This window comes from Tessaracoccus palaemonis (assembly GCF_019316905.1).
GTDB classification, from domain to species: Bacteria; Actinomycetota; Actinomycetes; order Propionibacteriales; family Propionibacteriaceae; genus Arachnia; species Arachnia palaemonis.
This window is the reverse complement of sequence record NZ_CP079216.1, coordinates 2604657-2630553: the sequence shown is the minus strand read 5'-3', so window position 1 is coordinate 2630553 and position 25897 is coordinate 2604657. Positions and strand designations below refer to the sequence as shown.

23 protein-coding genes and 1 tRNA gene are annotated in these 25897 nt (G+C 71.6%); 20 read left to right on the top strand and 4 right to left on the bottom strand.

Going from position 1 to position 25897, the window contains the following annotated elements:
• Window positions 1-4: 4 nt before the first annotated feature.
• Together KDB89_RS12010 and KDB89_RS12005 are read right to left on the bottom strand one after the other, a co-directional pair.
• A complete protein-coding gene (locus KDB89_RS12010) occupies window positions 5-484 on the bottom strand; it encodes a phage holin family protein (protein WP_219081346.1) in 480 nt (159 codons plus the stop codon).
• A 69-nt stretch (window positions 485-553) separates the two neighbouring features.
• A complete protein-coding gene (locus tag KDB89_RS12005; protein WP_219081344.1) occupies window positions 554-1297 on the bottom strand; it encodes a class I SAM-dependent methyltransferase in 744 nt (247 codons plus the stop codon).
• Window positions 1298-1436: 139 nt separating this feature from the next.
• On the opposite strand from KDB89_RS12005, the gene ssd reads away from it, so the two are divergent.
• The 20 genes from ssd (at window position 1437) to KDB89_RS11905 (ending at window position 24061) form a co-directional block, all read left to right on the top strand.
• Window positions 1437-2444: a septum site-determining protein Ssd gene (ssd, locus tag KDB89_RS12000; protein WP_219081342.1), complete on the top strand. Its 1008-nt coding sequence runs from the start codon at window positions 1437-1439 to the stop codon at window positions 2442-2444.
• The gene (locus tag KDB89_RS11995; RefSeq protein WP_219081340.1) at window positions 2437-3576 is read left to right on the top strand and encodes a TadA family conjugal transfer-associated ATPase; all 1140 of its coding nucleotides are present in this window, start codon (window positions 2437-2439) and stop codon (window positions 3574-3576) included. The genes ssd and KDB89_RS11995 overlap by 8 nt, the downstream gene beginning before the upstream one ends.
• Window positions 3573-4367: a type II secretion system F family protein gene (locus KDB89_RS11990; protein WP_219081338.1), complete on the top strand. Its 795-nt coding sequence runs from the start codon at window positions 3573-3575 to the stop codon at window positions 4365-4367. Before KDB89_RS11995 ends, KDB89_RS11990 begins: the two co-directional genes overlap by 4 nt.
• 46 nt (window positions 4368-4413) lie before the next feature.
• A complete protein-coding gene (locus tag KDB89_RS14695; RefSeq protein ID WP_255555918.1) occupies window positions 4414-4983 on the top strand; it encodes a type II secretion system F family protein in 570 nt (189 codons plus the stop codon).
• Between the two features lie 117 nt (window positions 4984-5100).
• Entirely contained in the window at window positions 5101-7362 is a 2262-nt protein-coding gene (locus KDB89_RS11980; RefSeq protein ID WP_255555917.1) for a DEAD/DEAH box helicase, read from the top strand.
• Window positions 7363-7467: 105 nt separating this feature from the next.
• Window positions 7468-7683, top strand: coding sequence for a DUF4244 domain-containing protein (locus KDB89_RS11975; protein ID WP_219081334.1), 216 nt, complete (start codon window positions 7468-7470; stop codon window positions 7681-7683).
• Window positions 7683-8030 carry a TadE family type IV pilus minor pilin gene (locus tag KDB89_RS11970; RefSeq protein WP_219081332.1) on the top strand — a complete coding sequence of 116 codons (348 nt, stop codon included), beginning with the start codon at window positions 7683-7685 and terminating at the stop codon, window positions 8028-8030. Before KDB89_RS11975 ends, KDB89_RS11970 begins: the two co-directional genes overlap by 1 nt.
• Window positions 8031-8185: 155 nt before the next feature.
• The gene (locus KDB89_RS11965; RefSeq protein WP_219081330.1) at window positions 8186-8515 is read left to right on the top strand and encodes a hypothetical protein; all 330 of its coding nucleotides are present in this window, start codon (window positions 8186-8188) and stop codon (window positions 8513-8515) included.
• Between the two features lie 21 nt (window positions 8516-8536).
• On the top strand, window positions 8537-9589 hold the full coding sequence (gene mgrA / locus KDB89_RS11960; protein WP_219081328.1) for an L-glyceraldehyde 3-phosphate reductase: 1053 nt from the start codon (window positions 8537-8539) through the stop codon (window positions 9587-9589).
• Window positions 9590-9623: 34 nt separating this feature from the next.
• On the top strand, window positions 9624-11111 hold the full coding sequence (locus KDB89_RS11955; RefSeq protein ID WP_219081326.1) for a DUF7059 domain-containing protein: 1488 nt from the start codon (window positions 9624-9626) through the stop codon (window positions 11109-11111).
• Window positions 11112-11187: 76 nt separating this feature from the next.
• Entirely contained in the window at window positions 11188-13866 is a 2679-nt protein-coding gene (topA, locus tag KDB89_RS11950; protein WP_439654851.1) for a type I DNA topoisomerase, read from the top strand.
• 8 nt (window positions 13867-13874) lie between these two features.
• Complete coding sequence (locus KDB89_RS11945) at window positions 13875-15251, top strand: hypothetical protein (RefSeq protein ID WP_219081324.1); 1377 nt, start codon at window positions 13875-13877, stop codon at window positions 15249-15251.
• Window positions 15248-15859: a dTMP kinase gene (gene tmk, locus KDB89_RS11940; protein WP_219081322.1), complete on the top strand. Its 612-nt coding sequence runs from the start codon at window positions 15248-15250 to the stop codon at window positions 15857-15859. The genes KDB89_RS11945 and tmk overlap by 4 nt, the downstream gene beginning before the upstream one ends.
• A 257-nt stretch (window positions 15860-16116) precedes the next feature.
• Complete coding sequence (locus KDB89_RS11935) at window positions 16117-17016, top strand: sulfite exporter TauE/SafE family protein (protein ID WP_219081320.1); 900 nt, start codon at window positions 16117-16119, stop codon at window positions 17014-17016.
• Between the two features lie 7 nt (window positions 17017-17023).
• Window positions 17024-18181 carry a DNA polymerase III subunit delta' gene (locus KDB89_RS11930; RefSeq protein WP_219081318.1) on the top strand — a complete coding sequence of 386 codons (1158 nt, stop codon included), beginning with the start codon at window positions 17024-17026 and terminating at the stop codon, window positions 18179-18181.
• Between the two features lie 84 nt (window positions 18182-18265).
• Entirely contained in the window at window positions 18266-19570 is a 1305-nt protein-coding gene (locus KDB89_RS11925; protein WP_219081316.1) for a DoxX family protein, read from the top strand.
• A gap of 99 nt (window positions 19571-19669) precedes the next feature.
• Window positions 19670-21331: an alpha/beta hydrolase gene (locus tag KDB89_RS11920; protein WP_219081314.1), complete on the top strand. Its 1662-nt coding sequence runs from the start codon at window positions 19670-19672 to the stop codon at window positions 21329-21331.
• Window positions 21332-21384: 53 nt separating this feature from the next.
• A tRNA-Thr gene (locus KDB89_RS11915) sits at window positions 21385-21457 on the top strand.
• A gap of 151 nt (window positions 21458-21608) precedes the next feature.
• Window positions 21609-22958 (top strand): flavin monoamine oxidase family protein, encoded by a 1350-nt coding sequence (locus KDB89_RS11910; protein ID WP_219081312.1) that lies wholly within the window; start codon window positions 21609-21611, stop codon window positions 22956-22958.
• 20 nt (window positions 22959-22978) lie between these two features.
• A complete protein-coding gene (locus KDB89_RS11905) occupies window positions 22979-24061 on the top strand; it encodes a winged helix DNA-binding domain-containing protein (protein WP_219081310.1) in 1083 nt (360 codons plus the stop codon).
• A gap of 75 nt (window positions 24062-24136) precedes the next feature.
• Here KDB89_RS11905 and KDB89_RS11900 read toward each other — a convergent pair whose 3' ends face one another.
• A complete protein-coding gene (locus KDB89_RS11900; RefSeq protein WP_219081308.1) occupies window positions 24137-24475 on the bottom strand; it encodes a P-II family nitrogen regulator in 339 nt (112 codons plus the stop codon).
• On the bottom strand, window positions 24472-25803 hold the full coding sequence (locus KDB89_RS11895) for an ammonium transporter (RefSeq protein WP_219081306.1): 1332 nt from the start codon (window positions 25801-25803) through the stop codon (window positions 24472-24474). Before KDB89_RS11895 ends, KDB89_RS11900 begins: the two co-directional genes overlap by 4 nt.
• Window positions 25804-25897 lie beyond the last annotated feature (94 nt).

The following is a 25897-nucleotide window of genomic DNA, read 5'->3' as shown; positions in this document are numbered from 1 at the left end:
TCGGTCAGGGGCGGCCGAATGCCCGCTCGAGCTCATCGTCAGACGGGGCCGGCTTGACCACGGCACCCGGTGACGGCCGCGAGGCGATGGCGTCGACGACCGCGTCGAGGGTCGCCTTCGCCTCGGCCAGCGTCGCCTCGGGCTTCTTCACCTGGGCGAACTTCCCGCGGCCCAGCGTGAACAGGACACCGGCCACAAGCAGCGAGAACAGCACGCTGACCAGGAAGCCGAGGGTGAACGATGCCCACGGGCCAAGCGGGGTCACGGCGTGCAGCAGCAGGCCGATGGCCAGCGCGACGAGGATCACCAGCATCCAGATGGCGTGGAACGCGAACAGCGCCGCGCCCGCGAAGAACCCCGCTCCGACTCCGGCCGCCTTCGCCGTGGGCTTCAGCTCGGCCTTGGCGAGCTCGGCCTCGGTGCTGACGAACTCCGAGACGGCGTCCTTGATCTCGACGAGGGGATGGCGTGGCTCAATGGGCATGGATGCTCCTTCCGCAGATGCCAGCCTAGTAGCCGGGGAGGGCCTGCTGACAGGGGTCGGCAATTGTCGTCACAGAGGGATGTTCAGCGCGCTGTCCGGGATCTCGACGGGACCGGTCAGCTCCTCGTGGCTGACCCAGGCCCGCCAGGCCAGCAGCTGGAAGGGCAGCCGCAGCGACTCGCTCGGGCGGACGGCCCCGTCGTACAGCTCTCCCACCTGGTCGAGCAGCTGCGCCAGCTGCCCGTCGTCGAGGCGTCTGGCGAGCGGCTGAGCCATGACGAGCTTCATCAGGTCGTCGCGGGACACCGGCTGCCAGACTCGGAACGCGCGGTCCTCGACCTCCGGGAAGTACCGGGAGTCGCGCAGCCGCTCCAGGGAGGCGTGCCCGTAGTCCCCCTTCATGGCCATCGGGTCGTAGCGGCGCAGCAGCGCGGACAGCCGCCTGACCCACGGGACGGAGTCGTCGCGCACGAGGTAGGACGCGCTGAGGCAGCCGCCGGGGCGCAGGACGCGGGCGATCTGGGGGAGGGCCTGGTCGAGGTTGTAGCGGTGCAGACCCTGGTGGACGAAGACCACCTCGAACTGGAACGGGTCGGTGGGGATGGCCTCGGGGCGTGCAAGGAGCGCCGTCACGTTGTCGCGCGCATCGAGCCGTTCGGCGAGGCGCGGGTCATCGGTGAGCGCGAAGAGGGTGTGGTCCCGGTCGCTGAGCAGCCGCGCGAAGGCCGCATCGTGCGCGAGCACCAGGCCGCGGACCCCCGACCAGACGGCGAGCCAGTCGATGGCTTCGGTGGGGATGGCGGTGCGGGCCATGGGATCCTCTCGGCTGGTGGACGGTTGCTCGATACAGGGTAGCCCCGCGCGGCCCGCCGGTCCCGGGGCGCGGCGGCGAGTTGTCCACACGTACGGAACCTGCTGGCGTGCAGCCGCCTGTGCCCGTCATCACGGAGGCATGGAGACGGTTGGAGGGGTGCTGTTGTGCGCCCGGGACACCAGGATCATCGAGGCGGTCGAGATCAGCGCCGCGGCGCTGGGGGTGGCGGTGCGCGTCGCCGCCCATCCGGACGAGATCGCCGATGCCTGGCAGGCGGCATCGCTGCGGTTGGTGGGCGTCGAGGTCGCCGCACGCTGGGAGTCGGTGTCGCCTGGCCGGGCAATCCTCGTCGGCTTCTCGGTCGACGAGCTGGCCCGCTGCTCGGCGGCCCTCGGTCTGCCGGTGATCCGGCTGCCCGACGCGACCGGAGCCCTCGCGGGGCAGCTCCGGCGGATCGCGCCGGGGGTGGCCGATCGCGGGCAGATCATCGCGGTCCTCGGGGCCTCGGGGGGAGTCGGGACCAGCACGCTGTGCGTGGCCCTGGCGTTGCACGCGGCGAGCCTCGGGCGACGCAGCGCGGTCGTGGACCTCGCGCAGGGTGGCGGCGGACTCGACCTGCTTCTGGGAGCCGAGACAGAGCCGGGGCTGCGCTGGGGGGACCTGGCCCGGGCCAGGGGCGAGGTCGGACAGCTGGCGGCCTCCCTGCCGAGTGTGCGTGGGGCCGCCGTGGTCGCGCAGTCCCGCGATGCCCTGGCGCCCGATGACGAGGCCGTCCACACCGTGCTGGGGGCACTTGCCGCCGAGCTCGACGTCATCTTCGTGGACGCGGGCCGTCACCCTCCGCCGATCGCCCCTGACCGGCTGCTGCTCGTGGTCGCGGCCGACGTCCGTGGCGTCGCGTCCGCGCGCATGTTGGCCGACCAGCACAGCCTCAGCCTGACCGGCATGGTGCTGCGCGCCGCCCGGCACCGCGCCATTCCGGCACAGGTGGTCTCGCGCTCGCTCGGGCTGGAGTGCCTGGGCGTCATCGAGGAGGACGCGGCCGTCCGGGAGGCCGCAGAACTGGGACTGGCTCCCATCGCGGGCAGGGCGCGCCGGTTCGCGCGCTCCGCCGCGTCGGTGCTCGGACGGATCGACGATGCCTGACCTGCCGCTGGATCCGCTCCGGGCCAGACTGGCGATGCTGGGGAGGCCGCATACCCCCGGAGACGTCGCCGCCGCGTTGAGGGGACTCGGAGTGGTGGTCACGGATGCCGCCATCGCCCAGGCGATGCGCGAGCTGAGGCTCGGCAGCGTCGGTGCGGGCCAGCTCGAGCCCCTCCTCCACGCGCAGGGTGTCTCTGACGTCCTGGTGAACGGGCCGGATGCCGTGTTCGTCGACCGCGGTGGCGGCCTCGAGAGGGCGGACATCCGGTTCGCCGACGACGAGGAGGTGCGCCAGCTCGCCACCCGTCTCTCGGCCGCGGCCGGACGCAGGCTCGACGATGCCGCGCCCTTCGTTGACGGGCGGCTGCCGAGCGGGGTCCGCCTCCACGCGGTACTCGCCCCGGTCGCCGCGCCGGGAACCTGCATCTCCCTGCGCATCCCGGCGGTCAGGAGTCTGCGCCTCCAGGACCTGGTGGACGCTGGTTCCCTGCCGCCTGCCGGTGCCGAGCTGCTCGCGGCCGTGGTGTCGTCGAAGGTGCCGTTCCTCATCTCCGGTGGGACCGGCACGGGCAAGACGACGCTGCTCTCGGCTCTTCTGTCGCTCGTGCCCGGCCACGAGCGCATCGTGCTGGTGGAGGACGCCAGGGAGCTGGACCCGGACCACCCGCACTGCGTACGGCTCGAGGGACGGCCCGCCAATGGGGAGGGCACCGGTCAGATCGGGCTGACCACGCTGGTCAGGCAGGCCCTGCGGATGAGACCGGACCGGCTGGTGGTGGGGGAGGTCCGGGGCCCGGAGCTGCGGGACCTGCTCACGGCTCTCAACACCGGGCACGAGGGCGGCTGCGGAACCGTGCACGCGAACTCGGCCTCGGACGTGCCGGCCAGGCTGGAGGCCCTCGCGACGCTCGCGGGCCTGACCCGCGAGGCGTGCCACGCCCAGGTCGCCGCCGCCCTGCGGGTCGTCATCCACCTGACACGCAGGGCCGACGGCCTGCGCAGGGTGCAGGGCATCGGCGTCCTGGCCCGCGGGGAGGACGCCCTGGTGCAGGTGTGCCCGGCCGTCTCCTTCGGAAGCGGGGGCGTCGTGCGTGAGGATGCCGCCGGTGTGCTGGAGGGTTGGCTGTCATGATCGCCGCGGTGCTGGCCGGGCTCGCCGCCCTGCTGCTCATCACGCCGCCGCCTGCCCGCGGCCTGCGGCGGCTGCACCCGCCCCGCCCGTCGTCCGGGCGACGTGGGACGGCGCCCCTCATCGCTGCGGCCATCGCGGCGACGGCCCTGGCCGCCGTCGTCGTCCCGTGGGCGGCCGGGTGGGTGCTGGTGGCGGCGGTGGCGGCCGGGACCGTGATCCTGCTGGCCACCCGACATCGGCGCAGGGCGGCCGCCGCCGTGGGGTCGGCCGAGACGGCCAGGGCCGCGCGCCTGCTGGCCGCACTCCTGCGGGCCGGGCACATCCCGCAGGAGGCGCTCGCGATGGCGGCAACCGACAGCCCGATGCTCGCGCCCGCCGCCACGGCCGCCCGCCTCGGGGCCGACGTGCCCGAGGAGCTGCGACGGCTGACCGGCTCTCCCGGCGGCGGGGGCGGGGCAGCCCTCGCGAGCGCGTGGCGGGTCGCGGAACGCAGCGGGGCCCCGGTGGCCGCCGTGCTGGGGCGGACCTCCGAGTCGCTGAGGGCCGAGCGGGCGCTCGCAGGGGTGGTCGAGGCGGAGCTCGCCGCGGCCCGCGCGAGCGGCCGGATCATGGCCGCACTCCCGTTCGGCGCGGTGCTGCTGGGCACCGCGGCCGGGGCCGATCCCGTCGCGTTCCTCCTGGCGAGCCCCGCCGGCGGGGTCCTCGTGCTCGTAGGCACGGTGCTGACCGCAGTGGGAGTGCTGTGGATCGACCGGCTCGCCGAGAATCCGACGCGGCGGGCCGGGCCATGACCGGCGTGGTGGCCACCCTGCTGCTGGGCGTCGCCTGGCTGATCGCGTGCTCACCCGCACCCGCCCGCCTCCGGCGGCTCCGAACGACCGGGCACGCCGGGCGGGCACGCTGCGTTCGTTCTCGAGCCCGGCGGATGGGGGACGCACTGGGACGCGCTACAGGTTCAGCGGGCCGCGCGTCACGGGACCGGGGGATCCCCGAGGCCCTCGACCTGCTGGCCGCCTGCCTCGAGGCCGGCCTACCGTTGTCGGCCGGCGTCGCCATCGGGGCGAGGCGACGCCAGGGCCCACGGGTGAGGCCCTCGGCCGGGTGGCTGCGCGATTCCGGCTCGGCCACCTCGGCGCTCAGGCGTGGGAGGCGGCCGATGGGCACCCGGGCTGGGCGGAGGTGGGCCGCGAGATGGCGAGGGCCGAGCGGTCCGGCATCTCACTGGCGCCCACCCTGCGTGACCTGGCGGAGGACGCCCGCCGGGAGGCGGCCGACCAGGCGTTGGCGAGCGCGCGCAAGGTCGGCGTGCGGTCAGTCGTGCCGCTGATGGTGTGTTTCCTGCCGGCCTTCGTGCTCGTCGGCGTGGTGCCGATCATCGCCGGCCTGCTCGCGGGCCTCGTCGGCTGACGGGGCGGCGGCCACAGGAGCGCCGCACAGGGGGACCAGTACGACGAGCACTGACCAGAGCGCCTGCCGCCAGGGCCTCGGACACACGACGTGCGAGGGCCCTGGCACAGTGGTGGGGTGGAATTCGACTGGGTGCTGGCGCGCGACGAGGTGACGGCCGTGTCCGTGCGGGAGCCCCGCGACGGGGTGGGCGTCGCCTGGCCGGCCTGGCTGGCGGCCGACACCGTCGCCCGGATCGAGTCGGCCGGGGTGCCGGAGCCCTGGGCGCACCAGGCGGAGTTCGCCGACGCCCTCTTCCGCGGGAGCCACGCGATGATCTGCACCGCGACCGGCTCCGGCAAGACCCTCGGCTACCTGATGCCGGTGCTCGCGGCCTGTGTCGACGGCACCGTCGGGTCCGAGGCGACGTCGTCGAGGCGACGTCTCACGCGCTCCAGACACACGGCCATCTACCTGGCGCCGACGAAGGCGCTGGCCCACGACCAGGCGCGCGCGGCCGCGGAGCTCGGCCCGGCGTCCTGGCGCATCTCCACGCTGGACGGCGACTCGGACGAGGCCGAGCGACGATTCGCCCGCGACCATGCCAGCTACGTGCTGACCAATCCGGACATGCTGCACTTCTCCGTCCTGCCGAACCACCAGCGGTGGTCGAGGCTGCTCGGCTCGCTGCGCTACATCGTCATCGACGAGGCGCACCGCTACCAGGGGGTCTTCGGTGCACATGTCGCGCAGGTGATCCGGCGGCTGCGCCGGCTCGCCGCGATGTACGGCGCGGAGCCGATCGTGGCCCTGTCGTCGGCGACCGCGCCCAACGCCGCGGAGTTCGCCGCGTCGCTAGCCGGGGTGGACGAGGTGACGATCGTGGAGGAGGACACGTCGCCCGCGGGTCGCCGCACCGTCGCGCTCTGGCGGCCGGCGGACTCGCTGCGCGGCGACACGGCCTTTCTCCTGTCGTCGCTCTCGGACGAGGGACGCCAGACCATTGCGTTCGTCCCCTCCCGGCAGGGCGCAGAGCTCGTCTCGCTGGCCGCGCAGGAACTGGCCAAGGACCCCGCCCGCATCGCCTCGTACCGCGGCGGCTACCTCGCGATCGACCGGCGCGGCCTTGAGGCGGCCCTGCACAGCGGAGAGCTCGGGGGGCTGGCAAGCACCAACGCGCTCGAGCTGGGCGTCGACATCGCCGGGATGGACGCCGTGCTCGTCTCGGGCTACCCGGGCAAGCTGGCCTCCTTCTGGCAGCAGGCCGGCCGCGCGGGCCGCCGCGGTCAGGACGCGCTGGTGGTGCTGTTGGGCCGCGAGGACCCGCTCGACGTCTACCTCCTCGAGCACCCCGAGCTGGTGTTCGACGCGCCCGTCGAGGCGGCCATCCTGCATCCCGAGAACCCCCGCGTCCTCGGCCCGCACCTCGCCGCCGCCGCGCAGGAGCGCCCCCTCACGATCGAGGATGCCCGCTGGTTCGGGCCCACGATCGGTGCCCTGCTCGACACCCTCGCGACCCAGGGGGTGTTGCGGAACCGTGCGGGGCGGTACTTCTGGACGCGTCCGGACCGTGCCGTCGACTACATCAACCTGCGCTCCATCGGCGAGCGGCCGCTCGACATCATCGAGCGCGACACCGGCCGCGTGGTGGGCATGGTCGACGTCGGCGCCGCCGACCGCACGGTGCATCCGGGTGCCGTCTACCTCCACCAGGGGGAGTCGTTCCTCGTCGAGAGCCTCGACGAGGAGGACCACCAGGCCATCGTCGTGGCGGGCCGCCCCCGCTACTACACCCAGCCGCAGGAGAGCTTCGACATCCAGATCCTCGGCACCACCGACTCGCGGCCCCTGGGGCGCACGACCATCCACCGCGGCGACGTCCGGCTCGACTCGCAGGTGCTTGCCTACCTGCGCCGCGACGAGGTCACCCACGAGGTGTGGGACACCACCACGCTGGAGCTGCCGCGACGGCAGATGATCACGCAGGCGGTGTGGTGGACCGTGCCGCCCGGACTGCTGGGCAGGCTCGGCTGGGATGAGCTCCAGGTCGGCGCCGCCGCGCACGCGATGGAGCACACGGCCATCGGCCTCCTGCCCGCCTTGGCGCCCTGCGACCGGTGGGACATCGGCGGGGTGAGTACCGCGCTGCACCCCGACACGGGGGTCGCGACGATCTTCGTGCACGACGGCATGACCGGCGGGTCCGGCTTCGCCTACCGCGGCTACGACGTCGCGGAACTGTGGCTGCGCGCCACCCTCGACCGCCTCACGAGATGCCCCTGCGCCGACGGCTGCCCAGCCTGCGTCGTGTCGCCGAAGTGCGGCAACCAGAATCAGGTGCTGAACAAGGCCGACGCCACCGAGCTCCTCGCGCTGCTGCTCGACCAGCCGCTTCCGTAGCCGGGTGCTATCCACACCCTTGAACGGGAGTGGAGACTCGGGCGCTGAATCGGTCATCACGTCCGTGACCGGCTGAAAGGCAGCCGCTCACGGAAGGAACCGGCCATGTCCCACCTCGTCGTCGCCAAGACGCCCACGAAGATCAGCCGTCGCGCCCGGTTGGCCGAGCGCGGTCTCACCACCGTCGAGTACGCCATCGGCCTGCTGGCCGCGGCCGCCGTGGCGCTCGTGCTCCTGCGGATCTTCAGCGACAACACCTTCTTCAAGACCCTGTTCGACTGGGTGGTGGAGATCTTCACCCGGGTCGCCGAGGGCCTGTGATGCCGCGGCCGGGTGGCCAGCGAGGGCTCGTCACGGTTGAGCTGGCCGTCGGGATCGTGACGGCCACCCTGCTGACGGCGTGCCTTGTCAGCCTGACGATGCTCGGCGTCGCGCAGGCCGCCTGCCAGGAGGCGGGATCGCAGGTCGCCCGGCAGACGGCCCGCGGGGACGGCGAGGCCGTCTCGGCGGCGCTGGCCAGGGCGCCCGCGGGCGCGGAGGTCGAGGTCGACCGGCAGGCCGACGGCGTCCGGGTCACCGTCACAGCGCCCGTGGTCGTCGTGGGGCTGGGGACGGTGTCCGTCACGGCAGAGGCGTGGGCCGCGTACGAACCGGGTGTCGGGCCGTGACGGGTCCGGCGAGCCGCCCAGCCCCACTCCGGTCCGGCCGCCCACTTCGGTCCGCCCGAACCCTCCTGTCGGTTCGGCTGCGCCGGGCGGCCGGGGTCCTCCTGTCGGCTCCCCTCCGCCGACGGGAGGGCTCCGAGCGGGGAGCCGCGGGGTCGATGCTCGTGGTCGGGGCGTGCGCGGGTGTGCTGGCCGTGACGCTGGCGGCCTGCGTACTGATCGGCTGGTTCGCGGTGGCCCGCAAGGCGCAGCAGACGGCCGAGCTCGCGGCGCTGGCCGGCGTGTCCGCGGCGGTCCGGGGCGGGGACTCCTGCTTGGCCGCGGCGGCGACGGCGGGCAGGAACGCGGCCACGATGACCGGCTGCGACGTGCGGGGGACGGCGCCCTGGGTGGTGGTCGAGGTGGAGGTGTCGGCCCGGCTCGTGGGCACGATCCCCGGTGCCCCGGAGAGGGTGGCACGGCGGGCGACGGCGGGCACGCTCGGCTGAGAGCGTCACTAGGCTGGGCGCATGACCTATGTCGCATCCGCTGACCGATACGAGTCCATGCCCTACCGCCGCCTCGGCACTTCCGGCCTGAAGCTGCCTGCCGTCTCGCTGGGGCTGTGGCACAACTTCGGCGACGACAAGCCGCTCCAGACCCAGCGCGATGTGCTGCGCAGGGCCTTCGACCGCGGCGTGACCCACTTCGACCTCGCCAACAACTACGGCCCGCCCTACGGCTCGGCCGAGACCAACTTCGGCCGCATCTACTCGGAGGACTTCGCCGGCTACCGCCACGAGCTGGTCATCTCGAGCAAGGCGGGCTGGGACATGTGGCCCGGTCCCTACGGCTTCGGAGGGTCCCGCAAGTACCTCCTCAGCTCGCTCGACGATTCCCTCCAGCGGATGCGCGTCGACTACGTCGACATCTTCTACCACCACCGTCCCGACCCGGAGACCCCGCTCGAGGAGACCATGGCCGCCCTCGACCAGGCCGTCCGTACCGGCAAGGCGCTCTACGCAGGCATCTCCTCCTACTCGGCGGGACTGACCCTCAAGGCGCAGGAGATCGCCCGCTCACTGGGCACGCCGCTCGTGATCCACCAGCCCTCCTACTCGATCCTCAACCGCTGGGTCGAGGAGGGCAGCCCGAGCCTCCTGGAGGCCGCCGCGCAGGCCGGCATGGGCGTCATAGGCTTCTCGCCGCTCGCCCAGGGCATGCTCACGTCGCGCTACCTGGACGGGATCCCCGCGGACTCGCGCGCCGCCCAGCACAAGTCGCTCGACACGGACCTCCTGAAGGAGGAGAACATCGCCCAGCTCCGCGAGCTGAACAAGATCGCCGAGGCCCGCGGCCAGTCGCTGGCGCAGCTGGCGATCGCGTGGGCGCTGCGGGACCAGGGCGCCGCTTCGGTCACCTCCGTGGTGCTCGGGGCGTCCTCGGTCGCCCAGCTCGACAACAACCTCGACGCGCTCGGCAACCTCGAGTTCACCGCCGAGGAGCTGAAGGCCATCGACACCCACAGCGGCGTCGAGGGCATCAACCTGTGGAAGGGCGCGACCGAGTCGGTCACGGCCTGAGTGACGGGCGCGCAGGCGGGATAGGCTGACCCTCATGTCTGCTGACCATGGACCCGCGGTGGACACCACCCGCCTGCGCGCCGACCTCACCGCCGCCGGGTACGTCGTGGACGAGGTCCTCGACCGGATCGGCACCAGTGGTCAGGACGGCCTCGGCCGCAACTGCACCGTGCCCGCCGACGTCGCGCTCGGCGACGCGACGGACCCGCTGGCCACCCTCATCCGGGTCTTCCTGCTCCAGCAGCCCGTCCCCGCCGCCGACCTCGCGGGCGAGCTCGACGTGGACGCCCTGCTCGCGGCCGGCTACCTTGCCGCGGAGGACGACCTCGTGCGTGCCGCCGTCGACCTGCGCCCCTACGGGTCGCCCGACGACGGGGCCAGCGGCTGGGTTGTCGCCGACCTCACGCCCGGCCTCGACACCGTCGTCGAACCCACCCGGCCCGACTACGTGCTCGGCGTCTCGCCGGCCTCGACGTCGTTGGCCCAGCTGACCATGCGCACCCCGGTCACCTCGGCGCTCGATCTGGGCACCGGCTGCGGGGTCCAGTCGCTGCACCTCGCCCGGCACGCGCGGCGCGTCGTCGCGACCGACGTCAACCCGCGGGCCCTCGAGCTCGCTGCGCTCAGCTCGGCGCTCAGCGGCACCCGCGTCGAGTTGCGGTCCGGGTCGCTGTACGAGCCCGTGGCGGGGGAGCGCTTCGATCTCATCGTGTCCAACCCGCCCTTCGTGATGAGCCCGCCCGGCGACGACGAGGACAGACTCGCCTATCGGGAGACGAACTTCGTCGGCGACTCGCTCGTGGAGACCCTCGTCAGGGGCGCAGCCGATCATCTGTTCGAGGGTGGCTCCCTGCAGCTGCTGACCAACTGGGCGATCCTCGAGGGCGAGCCGTGGGAGGAGCGCCTCGCCGGCTGGGTCCCCGACGGCTGCGACGCATGGGTCGTCGAGCGGGAGAGGCTCGATGTGTTCGCCTACATCGAGATGTGGCTTACAGATGCCGGCCTCGGCGGCCGCCCCGGCTGGCGGGCCGCCTACGACGAATGGCTCGCCTACTTCGACGGGCTCGGCATCACCTCGGTCGGCATGGGATGGATCCTCATCACCCGCGCGGGCCGCACCGTGCCGCACCGCCGGTTCGAGAGCTGGCCGCACGCCGTCGCCCAGCCGGTGGGCGGGGTGTTCGCTCGCCACGCCGCCGCGGTCGACGCGTCCCGGCTGCCGACCGCCGCACTGCTGGCCGCCAGGCCGAGGCTGGTCGACGTCGAGCAGGAGACACTCGGCGACCCCGGCGCCGCCGATCCTCGCTACGTGGTCTTCCGGCAGCGGGTCGGCCTGCTCCGGGCGATCAAGGCCGACACTGCGCTGGCCGCGGTCCTCGGCGCGCTCGACGGCGACCTCACGCTCGGCCAGGTGCTCGCGGCGGTGGCGCAGGTGCTCGAGGTCGACGGGTCCGAGCTCGCCGCGCAGGTGCTGCCCGAGGTCCGCGAAGCGCTCCTCGACCAGCTGCTCGTCATCGACTGACCCGGTGGCCCCCGGGGGCGATTGACACGTCAGGCTATTGTGTCGTGAGTCTCTCACCCCGGAAGGGCACCAACTGATGGCTTCGAAGCGTCTCGTGATCGTGGAGTCGCCGACCAAGGCGACCAAGATCGCCGGCTACCTCGGTCGCGACTACATCGTCGAGTCCAGCCGTGGGCACGTCCGTGACCTGCCGACATCGGCGTCCGAGGTGCCAGCCAAGTACAAGGGCGAGAAGTGGGCCCGCACCGGCGTCAACGTCTCCGACGACTTCCAGCCGATCTACGTGGTGTCCGCCGACAAGAAGTCCACCATCAAGGACCTGAAGGCCAAGCTCAAGGAGGTCGACGAGCTCCTGCTCGCCACCGATGGTGACCGCGAAGGCGAGGCCATCGCGTGGCACCTGATGGAGGAGCTCAAGCCCAAGGTTCCGGTCAAGCGGATGGTGTTCCACGAAATCACCAAGCCCGCGATCGAGGAGGCCGTCCGGAACCCCCGCGAGCTCGACGTCGACCTCGTCGACGCGCAGGAGACCCGCCGCATCCTCGACCGGCTCTACGGCTACGAGGTCTCCCCGGTGCTGTGGAAGAAGGTCATGCCCCGGCTGTCCGCCGGGCGCGTGCAGTCCGTGGCGACCCGGCTCGTCGTCGACAAGGAACGCGAGCGCATCGCCTTCGTCCCCGCCTCCTACTGGGACCTGGACGTCACGCTCGACGCCGGCCCTGACTGCGACCCCCGCAACTTTCCCGCACGCCTCGCCGAGGTGGAGGGCACCCGCGTCGCCCAGGGCCGTGACTTCGACGCCGCGGGTCAGCTGACCGGCAGCGACGCGCTCGTGCTCGACGAGGCCGCGGCCAAGGCGCTCGCCGAGGCGCTGCGTGCCGCCACGCTGAGGGTCGGCTCGGTGGAGTCGAAGCCCTACACACGCCGTCCCTACGAGCCGTTCCGCACCACCACGATGCAGCAGGAGGCCGGCCGCAAGCTCGGCTTCTCCTCGCAGCGCGCCATGTCAGTGGCCCAGGAGCTCTACGAAAAGGGCTTCATCACCTACATGCGAACCGACTCGGTGACGCTGTCCACGCAGGCGATCTCCGCGGCCCGCAGGCAGGTCGCCGAGCTCTTCGGCGAGCGCTTCCTCCCCGCGAAGCCGCGCGTCTACACGTCGAAGGTCAAGAACGCGCAGGAGGCCCATGAGGCCATCCGCCCCGCAGGCGACACCTTCCAGCATCCCGACGCGACAGGCCTGGCCGGCGACGCATTCCGCCTCTACCAGCTGATCTGGCGGCGCACGCTCGCCTCGCAGATGGCCGACGCCCGCGGCGAGTCCGTCTCTGTGGGCATCGAGGCGGCCTTCGTCGCGACCCAGCTGCCCGCCGGCGAGGCCTCGTCGGCGAAGCTCGTCGCCTCCGGCCGCACCATCACGTTCCCCGGCTTCCTGAAGGCCTACGTCGCCGGCACCGACGACGACTCCGCCACCGACGACGCGCAGACGCGCCTCCCCATCCTGGACGAGGGCCAGGGGCTGGCCGCCGCGTCCGTCGAGCCGGCCGGTCACGAGACCCGGCCCCCGGCGCGCTACACCGAGCCGTCGCTCGTCGCGAAACTCGAGGAACTCGAGATCGGCCGCCCGTCGACCTACGCGTCGATCATCCGCACCATCACCGCCCGCGACTACGTGTTCAAGAAGGGCTCCGCCCTCGTGCCGACGTGGCTCGCGTTCGCGGTCACCAGGCTGCTCGAGGACCACTTCCCGGACCTGGTCGACTACGCCTTCACGGCCCAGCTCGAGGAGCAGCTCGACGAGATCGCGGCAGGCAAGGCCAAGCGACTCAGCGTGCTGACCGACTTCTACTTCGGCGGCGGCGACGCCCACCTCGGGCTCGAGAAGCTCGTCACCGAGCTGGGTGACATCGACGCACGCGCGCTGTCCACCTTCCCGCTGGGGGACTCCGGGATCGACGTGCGCGTCGGCCGCTACGGCACCTACGTCGAGGCCTCCGACGGCCGCCGTGCCAACGTGCCGGAGGACCTCCCCCCCGACGCGCTCACCGTCGAGCTCGCCGAGGAGCTCCTCAGCAAGCCGCTCGACGAGGAGCACCAGCTCGGCGTCGACGAGGCCTCCGGGAACATGATCGTCGCGAAGAACGGACGCTTCGGCCCCTATGTCACCGAGGTGCTGCCCGACGACGCCCCGAAGTCGGCCAAGCCCCGCACGGCCTCGCTGTTCAAGTCCATGTCGCTCGACTCGGTCGACCTGCCGACCGCGCTGAAGCTCATGTCGCTCCCGCGCGTCGTCGGCGCCGATCCCGAGGGCAACGAGATCACCGCGCAGAACGGCCGCTACGGGCCGTACCTCAAGCGCGGCACGGACTCGCGCTCGCTGACGAGCGAGGACCAGATCTTCGACATCTCGCTGGACGAGGCACTGGCCATCTACGCGCAGCCCAAGACGCGCGGCAGGGCGGCGGCCGCCGCGCCGCTGAAGGAGTTCGGCCCCGACCCCGTCTCCGGGAAGCCGGTCGTGCTGAAGTCCGGCCGCTTCGGGCCCTACGTCACCGACGGGGAGACGAACGCGACGCTGCGCCGCGATGACGACCCCGCGACCGTCGCGCCCGAGCGGGCCTTCGAGCTGCTCGCCGAGAAGCGCGCCAAGGGGCCCGCACCCAAGCGCACCACCCGCAAGGCTCCCGCCAAGAAGGCGACGACGGCCAGGAAGCCGGCCGCCAAGAACCCCACCGGCACCGCCGCGAAGAAGTAGCGGCCCGCATGGGCACGAAGGGCAGGAAGCTCGCGCCGATCAGGCTCGAGGTTCCCTACACCGCACCGCCTCCCGAGCTGACCAGCCTCGACGTCGGCATCGCGCGGTTGCTGAGGCGCCCCTCGGCCAGTTACGAGCTGGAGGTCACGGTCCTCGATGCACCCGACGGCAGGCTCCTGCGCGACGGCGTGATCGTGGCGCACCGCGTCGTCGGCGGCATCGGGCAGTGGTTCCTGTCCGCTGCCCGCTGGCGCCCGCACCTGCCTGCCCGGCAGATCGAACCGCTCGGTGCCGACGGCGACCTGCCCCCGGTGTTCGCGCAGCTGCTGCGGCCGCTGATCCGCCACCAGATCATCGGCCCGCTCGCCGGTCTGCACTGCGTCCGCGACGAGTGGACGCTGCGCGGCGTCGACGGGAGCGGCATTGCGCACGTGCGGGACGAGAAGGTCAGGGTCCGCCGCGACTCCATGACGACCGCGAGGTACCGCGAGGTCACCATCACCCCCACCAAGGGCCTGACGGGAGACCAACGCCGGTTCCTGCTCGCCGCAGCCGACCGCATCAACGCCACCGAGGTCGACGCGTTCCCGTCGCTGCAGCGCCGCCTCGGCGCTCCCGCGACGGGGCTCACGAACTTCCCTCCCGTGCGCGACACGACCCGCGACGACACCCTCGAGGAGTTCGTCAGTGCCGTCTTCTGCCGGCACCTGCACGCGATCGTCACCGCCGACCTCGACCGGCGCGCCGCCGGCGGAGACGACCTCAGCCAGGTCAACGACCGGCTCTGGGCCTTCGGCCGCGACCTGCGTGGCCTCGCCTCCGTCCTCGACCCGAGCTGGCGCGAGTCCGTCGAGAAGCTGCTCGTCGGCCTGCCGTTCTCGACACAGACCGAGATCGATCCGCCGACGCTGGCCGTGCTCGACGCGCTCGTCGGGGCCGTGCCCGCGCCGCGGCTCGGCGACCTGTCGCAGCGGCACGCCGCGCAGATGCTCTTCCAGCCGGCCGATCAGGGTGCGTCCATCCTCGGGGACCGGTGCCTCGCGCTCACGGTTGATGCGCCCGACGAGCAGTGGCAGGCCGCGCTGCGTGCCGCCGAGCAGCTGGAGGTGGTGGCCGCGGTGGCGTCGCCGCTGTTCGGCAAGGAGCTCCGCAGGCTTCGGGGGCTCCTCGACGTCATCATCGACGAGCTGCGGGACTGCGCCCTCGGCCCCTTCCGCGGCGAACCCGAGCTCGACGGGCTGTCGGCCAGGCAGGCGTACCAGCTGGGGGTCGACACCGAACGCGCGCGCAGCGCCGTGGCGCACCGCCGGCAGACATTCATCGACCAGTGGCCCTCGCGGGTCGAGGTGGCGCGCAAGCAGCTGCGGAAGGCGAGGAACCGGTGACCGGACTGTTTGTGGTGTTCGAAGGCGGAGACTCGGTCGGGAAGACCACCCAGGTGGCGCTCCTTGGGACATGGCTCGCCGAGCGCAGCGTGCCGCACGTCGTGACCCGTCAGCCCGGCGGCACCGAGGTGGGGGCCGAACTGCGCCGCCTCGTGCTCGATCCCAGCTTCGGCGACGTGTCCCCCCGGGCTGAGGCGCTCATGTACGCCGCCGACAAGGCCCAACACGTATACGAGCTCGTCTCGCCGGCACTGGAGGCAGGGCAGGTCGTGGTCTGCGACCGCTACGTCGACTCGATGGTCGCGTACCAGGGGGCCGGGCGGGCGCTCGGCCAGGACGAGGTCGCCCGCATCGCGTGGTGGGCCGTCGGTGACCTGCGCCCCGACCTGACCATCCTGCTCGACGCGGATCCGGGGGACGCGGTGGCGACGATCAAGGACAAGGACCGGCTGGAGAGCGCCGGCCTGGACGTGCACCGTCGGGCCCGGCAGTTCTTCCTCGATCTCGCGGCCGCCGAGCCCGCCCGGTACCTCGTCCTGAACGCCCGCGGGACCCGCGAGGAGATCGCCGCCGCGATCCGGGACCGGCTGCTGCCGATGCTGCCCTGAACCGGCTCTGATCAGCCCCTTCCCCGCATCGGGGGAGGGGCGCTTTCATTCCTGATTCCTCGGTGGGCGAAAACGAATCGGGACGCTTCCTCCTGCCGCGCCACCCGTGCTTGACTCCTCCAGAACCGCACGGCCGGAGAGGAGTGAGCGACATGCCGATGTTCACCGCACGTCGTCCCATCGACTTCCGGCGCGTCGCGAGTGCCCTGTGTCTGCGCTGACGTCACCCATCCGTCAGCCACACCCAGGAGCCCACCATGTTCAGACTCATCCTCATCGCCCTCGTCGGGCTGGCCGCGCAACTCGTCGACGGCTCGCTCGGCATGGCCTACGGCGTCACGTCCACCACCCTGCTGCTGGCGATCGGCACCAACCCCGCCATGGCATCCGCCACAGTCCATCTCGCGGAGATCGGGACAACCCTCGCGTCGGGTGTCTCGCACCACCGGTTCGGCAACGTCGACTGGAAGGTCGTCGCCCGCATCGGCGTCCCCGGCGCCATCGGCGCCTTCCTCGGCGCATCCGTCCTCTCGAACATCAGCACCGAGCTGGCGGCCCCGATCATGGCCGTGATCCTGCTGACGCTCGGCCTCTACGTGTTGATCCGCTTCACCTTCTTCAACATCTCCACGAAGCGGCTGGGCGAGCGCCTGCCCACGAAGTTCCTCGCGCCGCTGGGCACCTTCGCCGGGTTCATCGACGCCACCGGCGGTGGCGGCTGGGGTCCGGTCGGCACGCCCGCGCTGCTGGCCAGCGGACGCATGGAGCCCCGCAAGGTGATCGGCACCATCGACGCGAGCGAGTTCCTTGTGTCCATCGCGGCCAGCATCGGCTTCTTCATCGGACTCGGCGGCGAGGCCATCGTGCCCGGCCTGGCCATCGCACTGCTCGTCGGCGGCGTCATCGCCGCCCCGATCGCCGCGTGGCTCGTGCGCCATCTGCCGCCCCGCCTGCTCGGCGCCGCTGCCGGATCGACCATCGTGCTGGTCAACGTGCGCTCACTGCTGAAGGCCTTCGACGTTCCGTCGGCGGCGCACGTGCCGATCTACCTCTTCATCGTCGCCGCGGGCCTGGCTGCGCTGGCCTGGTCGCTGCGCAACCACCGCATCGAGCGCGCCCAGCAGGCTGCCGCCGAGGGGGAGGCTGTCGTCGCCTGATGGCAGGATGAGCACCATGGGTGAGGTGTTCTCGGAACTTGTCGGTCAGGACCGCGCGGTGGAGACGCTCCGTCGCGCGGTCGACGGCCGTCGTCACGCCATGACCCACGCCTGGCTGTTCGTCGGCCCGCCCGGGTCGGGGCGATCGAACGCCGCCAAGGCCTTCGCCGCAGCCCTGCAGTGCCCGCGCGGAGGCTGCGGCGAATGCGAGGAGTGCCGGACCTCGCTCTCGGCTGCGCACCCCGACGTCACGCTGCTGCGCACGGAGCAGCTCTCGATCGGCGTCGCCGAGACCAGGGCGCTGGTGGGCCGCGCGAACATGGTGCCCGTCAAGGGCCGCTATCAGATCGTCATCGTCGAGGACGCCGACCGCATCACCGAGCGTGGCGCCGACGCTCTGCTCAAGGGCCTTGAGGAGCCGGAACCAGCCACGGTGTGGCTGCTCTGTGCGCCGAGCGCCGACGACGTCATCGTGACGATCCGGTCACGCTGCCGCACCGTGCGGCTCGTGACGCCGAGCGACGAGGCGGTCACCGAGCTGCTGATCCAGCGCGACGGGATCTCGCCCGCGCTGGCCGCGCACGCGGCCCGGGCCGCCCAGGGGCACATCGGACGCGCCCGGATGCTCGCCCGCCACGACGAGGCGAGGATCCGCCGTCGTGAGATCCTCTCGCTGCCCGGGCGGCTCACCTCGGTCACGGCCTGCCTCGACGCGGCCGAGAACCTGGTGTCGTCGGCGGCTGACGAGGCCCAGCAGGCCACCGCCGAGGTCGACGCGCGGGAGCGTTCCGCGCTGGAGGAGGCACTCGGCGTCGGCACCCGCGGTATCCGGGTCCGCAGCGCGCAGGCGGCACTGAAGGACCTCGAGGACCAGCAGAAGCTCCGGGTGAAACGGCTGCAGCGCGATGCTCTCGACCGGGTGCTCACTGAGCTGACCGGGTACTACCGCGACGTCCTCGCGGTGCAGACGGCACCCGAGGTCGCGCTCGTCAACGCCGATCTCGCCGACGAGATCGCGCCCGTTGCGCACCGGTCGACGCCCGAACAGACCGTGCGGGCCCTCGATGCGATCCTGGAGGCGAGGACCGCGCTCGAGGGCAACGTCGCCCCTCAGCTCGCCCTCGAGGCGATGCTGCTCGGTGTGTCGCTCGCGGCGCGTTCCTGACCTGGCGCGGGCGTGTCTGCCCGGGGGGTGGCCGCGTCGATGACAAGATGATGGTGAGGACTGCCCAGGAAGAGGGGACGCGACATGTCGAACAACGATTGGGTTCACGAGGGCACGCCCCGGGAGCCGGACTGGTCCGCCGAGCAGGACGACTACGGCGTCCCTGTGTCCCCGGGTGAGTGGGACGACTACGCCGAGGAACAGGCCGTTCCCGTGCCCGAGCCGCCGCAGAGCGTTGCCGCCGCCCAGGAGCCTGGCCCCGTCGTCGCCGCGACCGCGGACGAGCCCGCACCCGAGCCGGAGCCGGAGATCGCACCCGAGCCGGAGCCGGAGGTCGCGCCTGAGCCCGAGCCGGAGGTCGCGCCTGAGTCGGAGCCGGAGATCGCTCCCGAGCCGGAGCCGGAGATCGCTCCCGAGCCCGAGCCCGAGATGGTGCCTGAGCCGGAGCCAGAGGCCGAGCCGGAGATCGCACCCGAGCCCGAGCCCGAGATGGAGCCGGAGCCAGAGCCAGAACCGGAGCCGGAGATCGCTCCCGAGCCCGACCCGGACGAGACCCAGGTGCGCCCGCGGCCCGATGCGGAGGCGGTCGTCCCGCCGGAGCTGGCCGCGCCGACCGCAGAGACCGACATGTCGCTCGTCGACGAGGTGGAGCCCGCACCCGAGGAGTCGGATCTCGAGCCGGACCAGGAGGGGCTGGGCGCCGCCGCAGCCGTGATGGCGGCCGGAGCCGGCGGAGGCGCCGCGATCGCGGGGCTCTACCGACCCGATGCCGAGGACACCCAGATCATCGACGCTCCCCAGCGTCGCAGCCTCGAGGACGAGGTGGCAGAGGAGGAGCGTGTCGCCCAGCAGCTGCGCGCCGAGAAGGAGGCGCGGGACCAGCGACTCGGTCTCGTGGCCACCTCTGAGGCGAACGCGCTGCGCGAGGCACCGCCCGCGCCCCGCCGCGGCGTCGGGGGCTTCGGGAGCTTCGGCCTTCTGGTGCTGCGTCTGGTCGTCGCCGCGATCCTGGGGATCGTCGGCTACCAGATCCTGTCGGACATCGACGCGACCACCGAACTGCTCAGCCGCACACTGATCCCCGAGCCGCGCACTGTTGCCTGGGTGCTCGGCTTCGCGCTGGCCGTGATGGCGGTGCTCCTGGTGATCGGCATGGCGGTGCGGGTCGTCGGCCTGCTGCTCACCGTGATCGCGATCGGCTCGCTGGTGTTCATCCGCTGGGGCAGCTTCAGCATCTTCGTCGAGGGTGTCGAGGGCTTCATCGGAGACAAGGACCTGCTCCTGGCGGCCGTCGGCATCCTGTTCTTCAGCCTCGGAGGCGGCAAGGCAGGCGTCGACGGAGCCATCTCCGCGTCCCGCCACCACGCCAGAGAGGCCAAGCGCTCCTGAGCCGACACGCGGACGCCGTGGCCCGCTGCGGGCGAGGATCCCGCCCGACTGGGTATCTTCGACGTCAGGAGCGCGACGTCCGCGCTGGGAGAGGGGCTCATGAGTAGAACGGTCAAGCTGACCCAGGTCATCCTGGCGGTCATCGCCGTCGGCCTGGTCGTTGCGCTGTTCACCGGAGGCCTCGTGCGCGGGCAGAGCAGGGACGAGCCCGCGTCCCCGTCGACCACAGGGCCGGTCACGCCCTCCGCCCCTGCGGACGGCGCCCGGATGCCGGGCGTGCCCGAGGTCCCCGTGGCCGACCATGCGCTGCTGCCCTCCGAGGATGACGCGAACGCCGACCGTCAGCTCGACTACACCCCGTCGGGAGACCCGAGCGTCGAGTTCGAGGACTCGCTGGGGGACCTCACGTCGTACGCCACCCAGGTCGTCGACTGGGAGGCCTGCCAGGACTCCGACATCGGCGCCCAGTGCGCCACGATCGTCGCCCCCCTCGACTGGGAGGACCCCTCCGGGCCGGCCGTCGAGATCGCGGTGCGGCGCGTGCCGGACGGCGATTCGTCGCGCGGCCCCCTGTTCGTGAACCCCGGCGGCCCAGGTTACGGCGGGCAGTCCATGGCCGAGAACCTCGCCGGACGCTGGCAGAACTACGACACCGTCGGCTGGGATCCGCGGGGTACCGGCGAGTCAACGCACGTCGTGTGCGGAGATCTCGAGCAGACCGACGCCATCATGAACCTCGACGCGAGCCCGGACGACGACGCCGAGGTCAAGGCTCTCAAGAACGGCGGCAAGGACTTCGCCGAGCAGTGCCGCGACGCCTCCGGCGACCTGCTCGACCACATCACGACCGTCGACGTGGCGCGCGACCTCGACCTGCTGCGCCACCTCCTCGGCGCTGAGAAGCTGAACTACGTCGGCGTCTCCTACGGCACCTTCGTCGGGGCCACCTACGCCGAGCTGTTCCCCGACACCGTCGGCCGGCTCGTGCTCGACGCCGCCGTCGACATCACCGGGTCCGACGACGCGCCAGCCCAGGTGGAGGGTTTCGAGCTCGCGCTGTCCAACTTCACGGCCTGGTGCGCCGACTCCGACCTGTGCGACCTCGGCGACGACCAGGACGCCATCAACAACCGCATCGCCGACTTCCTGGCGGGCCTCGACGAGCAGCCCCTAACGGTGGGGGACCGGAAGCTGACCCAGAGTCTGGCGGCCACCGGCATCGCGCTGTTCCTCTACGAGGACGACACCGCCTACCGAACGCTGGCCGAGGTGATCGCACAGGGATTCACCGGCGACGGCACCAACCTGCTGTGGGCGGCCGACGTCATGAACGGACGCGGTGACGACACCTATGAGACCATCGCGTTCGCGTTTCCGGCCATGGCCTGTGCGGATGCGCAGGACGACGGCGCCGGTGCCGTCATGGGTGACTGGAAGGACACCTTCGCGAAGGCGCCGATCATGGCGCCGAACATGGGCACCAGCTACACCTGCCAGTTCTGGACGGCCGACTCGGCTCCCCAGTTGAAGCTCACCGCGAAGGGCGCCCCGACCATCCTCGTCGTCGGCACCACCGGAGACTCGGCGACGCCCTACGAGCAGGCGCAGACGATGGCAGAACAGCTCGACTCCGGCGTGCTGCTCACCCTCGACGGGGCGGGCCACGGCGCGGTGACGGGCGACAACAGCTGCATCGCGGAGCACGTCGACGCCTATCTGTACGACGGCGCCGCCCCCGACGAGGGAACCGTGTGCCGCTGATCGCGGCCCGGTTGGACCAAAGCCGCGCGGGTTCTGTATAGTTCTCAACTGCTGCCGCCCTAGCTCAGTCGGTAGAGCGACGCTCTCGTAAAGCGTAGGTCACGGGTTCGATTCCCGTGGGCGGCTCGGCAGTGGGACGGCCTCCGGAGCTCATCTGGAGGCCGTCCCCGTTTGCTGCCCGGACGTTTAGGGGCAGCCCGTGAATCCGAGCTGTGGCGGCCTTGTAGTCTGGTCTGAGCCCTCGGGAACCACCACTTCCGGGCAGCGAGGAGGAACCGTGTTCGATTGCGCCATCATCGGTGCTGGCCTGGCCGGCCTTGTTGCTGCCAGGCACCTCGTGGACCGAGGCCTGAGCGTCGTCGTCCTGGAGGCACGCGGTCGGGTCGGCGGCCGGGTCGAGAACAAGATCCTGAACGACGGCTCGTATGTCGAGCTCGGCGGCCAGTGGATCGGCCCCGGTTACGACTCGCTGCAGGAGATCATCGACGAGCTCGGATTCGAGACCATCGGGCTTCCGGCCTCCGGCAACCTGGTGGTGCGGCTGCGCGGCAAGTCCCTCGAGGTTCCGAGCTCCGAAGAGCTCCCCGCGCTTACGCCCTTCGAGGTCTCCGACCTCGGCCAGGGCCTGCTCCGGCTGCGGCGGCTCTCGCAGCGCCTGCGGGACGACGCGGCCTGGCGGAAGGCCAACGAGGCCTGGCTCAACCAGGATCTGCGACGCTGGGTCACCTCGAACCTCCGCACCCAGGGCGCCCAGCGCCGCTTCGGCGAGGTCTACGCCGCGGCCTTCGGCCCGATGCCCAAGGACGCGACGCTCCTGGAGGGGCTCCTGCAGGTCACCTCAGGAATCGACCTCGAGACGATGCTCGCCAGCAACGGCGGCCTGCATCAGAAGCGCGTGGAGGGCGGCGTCGCCGCCGTCGCCGACGCCATGGCCGAGCGCCTCGGAGACGTCGTGCGGCTGGAGTCCGAAGTCACTCGCGTCGACCACGACGACTCCTCCGCACGCCTCACGCTCGCGGGCGGTGAGGTCGTCGAGGCCCGCCAGGTCATCTCCACGCTGCCGCCGCGCCTCGCCGTCGCGCTCGAGCACAATCCGCCGCTGCCGCAGTGGCGGATCGAGGCCGCCGACAAGGTCGCCCCCGGAAACGTCATCAAGGCCTTCCTGATCTACAAGGAGCCGTTCTGGCGGGACAAGGGCTTCTCCGGCCAGTCGAGCGCCGATGAGGGCGCGGTGCGCGTCACGTTCGACACGACGGCCGACACCAGCGAGCACGGGCACCTGATGGGCTTCTTCGAGGGCGCGGATGCGGACTCGTTGGCCCGACGCTCGGTGACCCTGCGCGAGCGCGCCTTCGTGGACGCCGTCGTGCGTGCCTTCGGTGAGGGCGGCGCCAAGCCGATCGGCTATGTCGAGCGTGACTGGGGCGCCGAGCGCTTCACGGGCGGCTGCCACGGCGCGCATTTCGCGCCAGGCGTGTGGACCGCCAACGGTCCGCTCCTGGCACAGGACGAGGGTGTGCTGCATTGGGCCGGGGCCGAGTATGCGAGCCGTTTCAACGGCTACATGGAAGGCGCGGTGCGTTCCGGCCGTGAGGCCGCCACCCGCGTCACGCGCTCCCTGGCCTGAGCCTCTGGGACGCTGGTCCCATGCCTGACGCTCAGCTGGGCAGGTCCCGACTCGTCGCCCAGGGCCTCGTCACTCGCCCTTTCGCACGCCCCTCAGACGCGGTCGCCGCGCTGGGGGCCATGCAGGGCCAGGATCTCCCCGGCGTGCTGGCGTCCGCGGCCCTGCGGACCGCCTCGGGCGACGTCCGCGAGGTGCTCGAGGATCTCGACGTCGGCGCGCTCGTGCGCGGCTACCCCATGCGGGGGACCGTGTTCCTGCTCCCCAGCGTCGATGCGGTCTGGATGACCGAGCTGTGTGCCGAGCGGTCCATCCGCGAGGCCGTGGCGCGGCGGAACCGTCAGGGCCTCGACGACTCGTCCCTCGAGATGGCCAGGGAGATCGCCAGGGCGGAGATGGCCGGCGGTCCGATCAGCCGGGCACTGCTGTTCGAGCTGTGGGAGGCCGCGGGAATCCGGACCACCGGCGGCTTCGGCTACCACCTGGTCTTCATGCTCATCGCCGAGACGACCCTCGTCTACGGACCCTGGAACGGGACGGATCAGGACCTGGCGCTGGTCGACCAGTGGATCCCGGACAGCCCTCGCCTCGCGCACCGGTTCGACGGGGACACCGTCGCGGCGACGGCCGAGCTGGCGCTGCGGTACTTCACGTCGCACGGCCCTGCGACGGTGCGCGACTTCGCCTGGTGGACCAAGCTCCCCCTGAACGCGATCCGCTCCGCCATGCCGCTGATCGTCGAGGAGTTGGAGACCGACGGTGCGGCCGAGGCCAGCTTCTGGCGACCCGGCCTGCTGGATGAGGTCGCGAAGGTCGGCCGGGCGGCTGCGGGGCCGCTGCTCCTGCCCGGCTTCGATGAGTTCGTGCTCGGCTACCAGGACCGCCTGTTCGCGATGGCCGACCATGAGCATGTCAGGCTCGTCCCGGGCAACAACGGGGTATTCCGGCGGTCCGTGGTCGCCGGCGGACTGGTCCGCGGCACGTGGGCCCGCGCGGGGACGGCGTCGCGGCGTCGGTTGGAGGTCGAGGAGTTCGCGCCGCTGAGCGCCACGCGGATGCGACAGTTGGAGGTGTTGTTCGGCAGCTACCCCTGGGTGGCGCCCTGACCGCAGCTGCCGGCCGGTAGACGCCAAGAGGGGCGTCCGGCCTGTCGGTCGGACGCCCCTCGAGATGGATGCTGCTCAGATGGCGGCGGCTCCCCGCTCGCCGGTACGGATGCGCACGACCTCGTCGACGCTCGTGGACCACACCTTGCCGTCACCGACGGCGCCGGTGCGGGCCGCCTCGGTGATGATGTCGATCAGCGCGGACGCGTCGGCATCGTCGGTGAGGATCTCGATCTTCGCCTTGGCGATGAAGTCGATCGTGAACTCTGCCCCGCGGTAGACCTCACGGTGGCCGCGCTGGCGGGCGTAGCCGGAGACCTCGCTGACGGTCATGCCGGCGATGCCGTGCTGGGCCAGAGCGATCTGGACCTGGGTCAGCATGCTGGGCTGGACGATTGCGGTGACGAGCTTCATGCCTTGATCTCCTCGCGGCTCGGAACGATCAGCGTCTGCTTGACGCCGTAGCTGGAGTACTGGGTGACGCTGAGGTCGTAGCCGGTCTCAGCGTGCTCGGAGGTGTCGATGCCCTGGGTCTCGACCTCGGCGGGGACGCGCAGGCCCATGACCTTGTCGAGGACCTTGGCGATGAGGAAGGTCACCACGAAGGAGTAGACCAGGACGATCAGCGCCCCGGAGACCTGGCGCCAGAGCTGGTCGACTCCGCCGCCGTAGAAGAGGCCAGCGACACCGGCCGGGGACTCGGGATCGGCGAAGAAGCCGATCAGGATGGTGCCGACGAGGCCACCGACGAGGTGCACACCCACGACGTCCAGCGAGTCGTCGTAGCCGAGCTTGTACTTGAGGCCCACGGCGTAGGCGCAGGCCACACCGGCGATCAGGCCGAGGATCAGGCCGCCGAGCGGGCTGACGGAGTGGGCCGCCGGCGTGATGGCGACCAGGCCAGCCACGATGCCGGACGCGGCACCCAGCGAGGTGGCGTGGCCGTCACGGAGACGCTCCACGATCAGCCAGCCGAGCATCGCGGCGGCGGTGGCGCCCAGGGTGTTGATCCAGGCGACGCCGGCCGTGGTGTTGGCGCCCAGCGCGGAGCCGGCGTTGAAACCGAACCAGCCGAACCACAGGAGGCCTGCGCCCAGCATCACGAAGGGCAGGTTGTGGGGACGCATCGGCACCTTGCCGAAGCCGAGGCGGGGACCGAGCACCAGGCAGAGGGCGAGGGCCGCGGAGCCGGCGTTGATGTGGATCGCGGTGCCGCCGGCGAAGTCGATCGCCTTGATGACGTTGGCGATGAAGCCGCCCTGCCAGCCGGTGTCGGCATTGTCGAACGCGAAGACCCAGTGCGCAGCGGGGAAGTAGACGAGCAGCGCCCAGACGGCAGCGAAGACGACCCAGGCGGAGATCTTCATGCGGTCGGCGACGGCGCCGGAGATCAGCGCGACGGCGATGATCGCGAACGCGGACTGGAAGCCGGCGAAGACGATGTCAGGCAGCCCGTTGGTGACGGCCTCGGGGCTCATCAGGCCCTTGAGGAAGGTGAAGTCCAGCGGGTTGCCGATCACGCGACCCATCGAGTCGCCGAATGCCATCGAGTAGCCGACGATGACCCACAGGACGCCGACAACGCCCATGGTGGTCAGCGACATCATCATCATGTTGAGGACGCTCTTGGCGCGGACCATGCCGCCGTAGAAGAAAGCCAGGCCGGGGGTCATCAGCAGGACCAGTGCGGCGCTGGCGAGGACCCAGGCGGTGTTACCCGTGTCAATGTCGAGGAGTTCCATGGGCAGAATCCTGTCCAGCCCAGATTTCGCCGAACGACGCGTCTCGTAACGGTCGAGTTAGTTATCTGCTCTCAAATGTCACGTTTCGTCACCG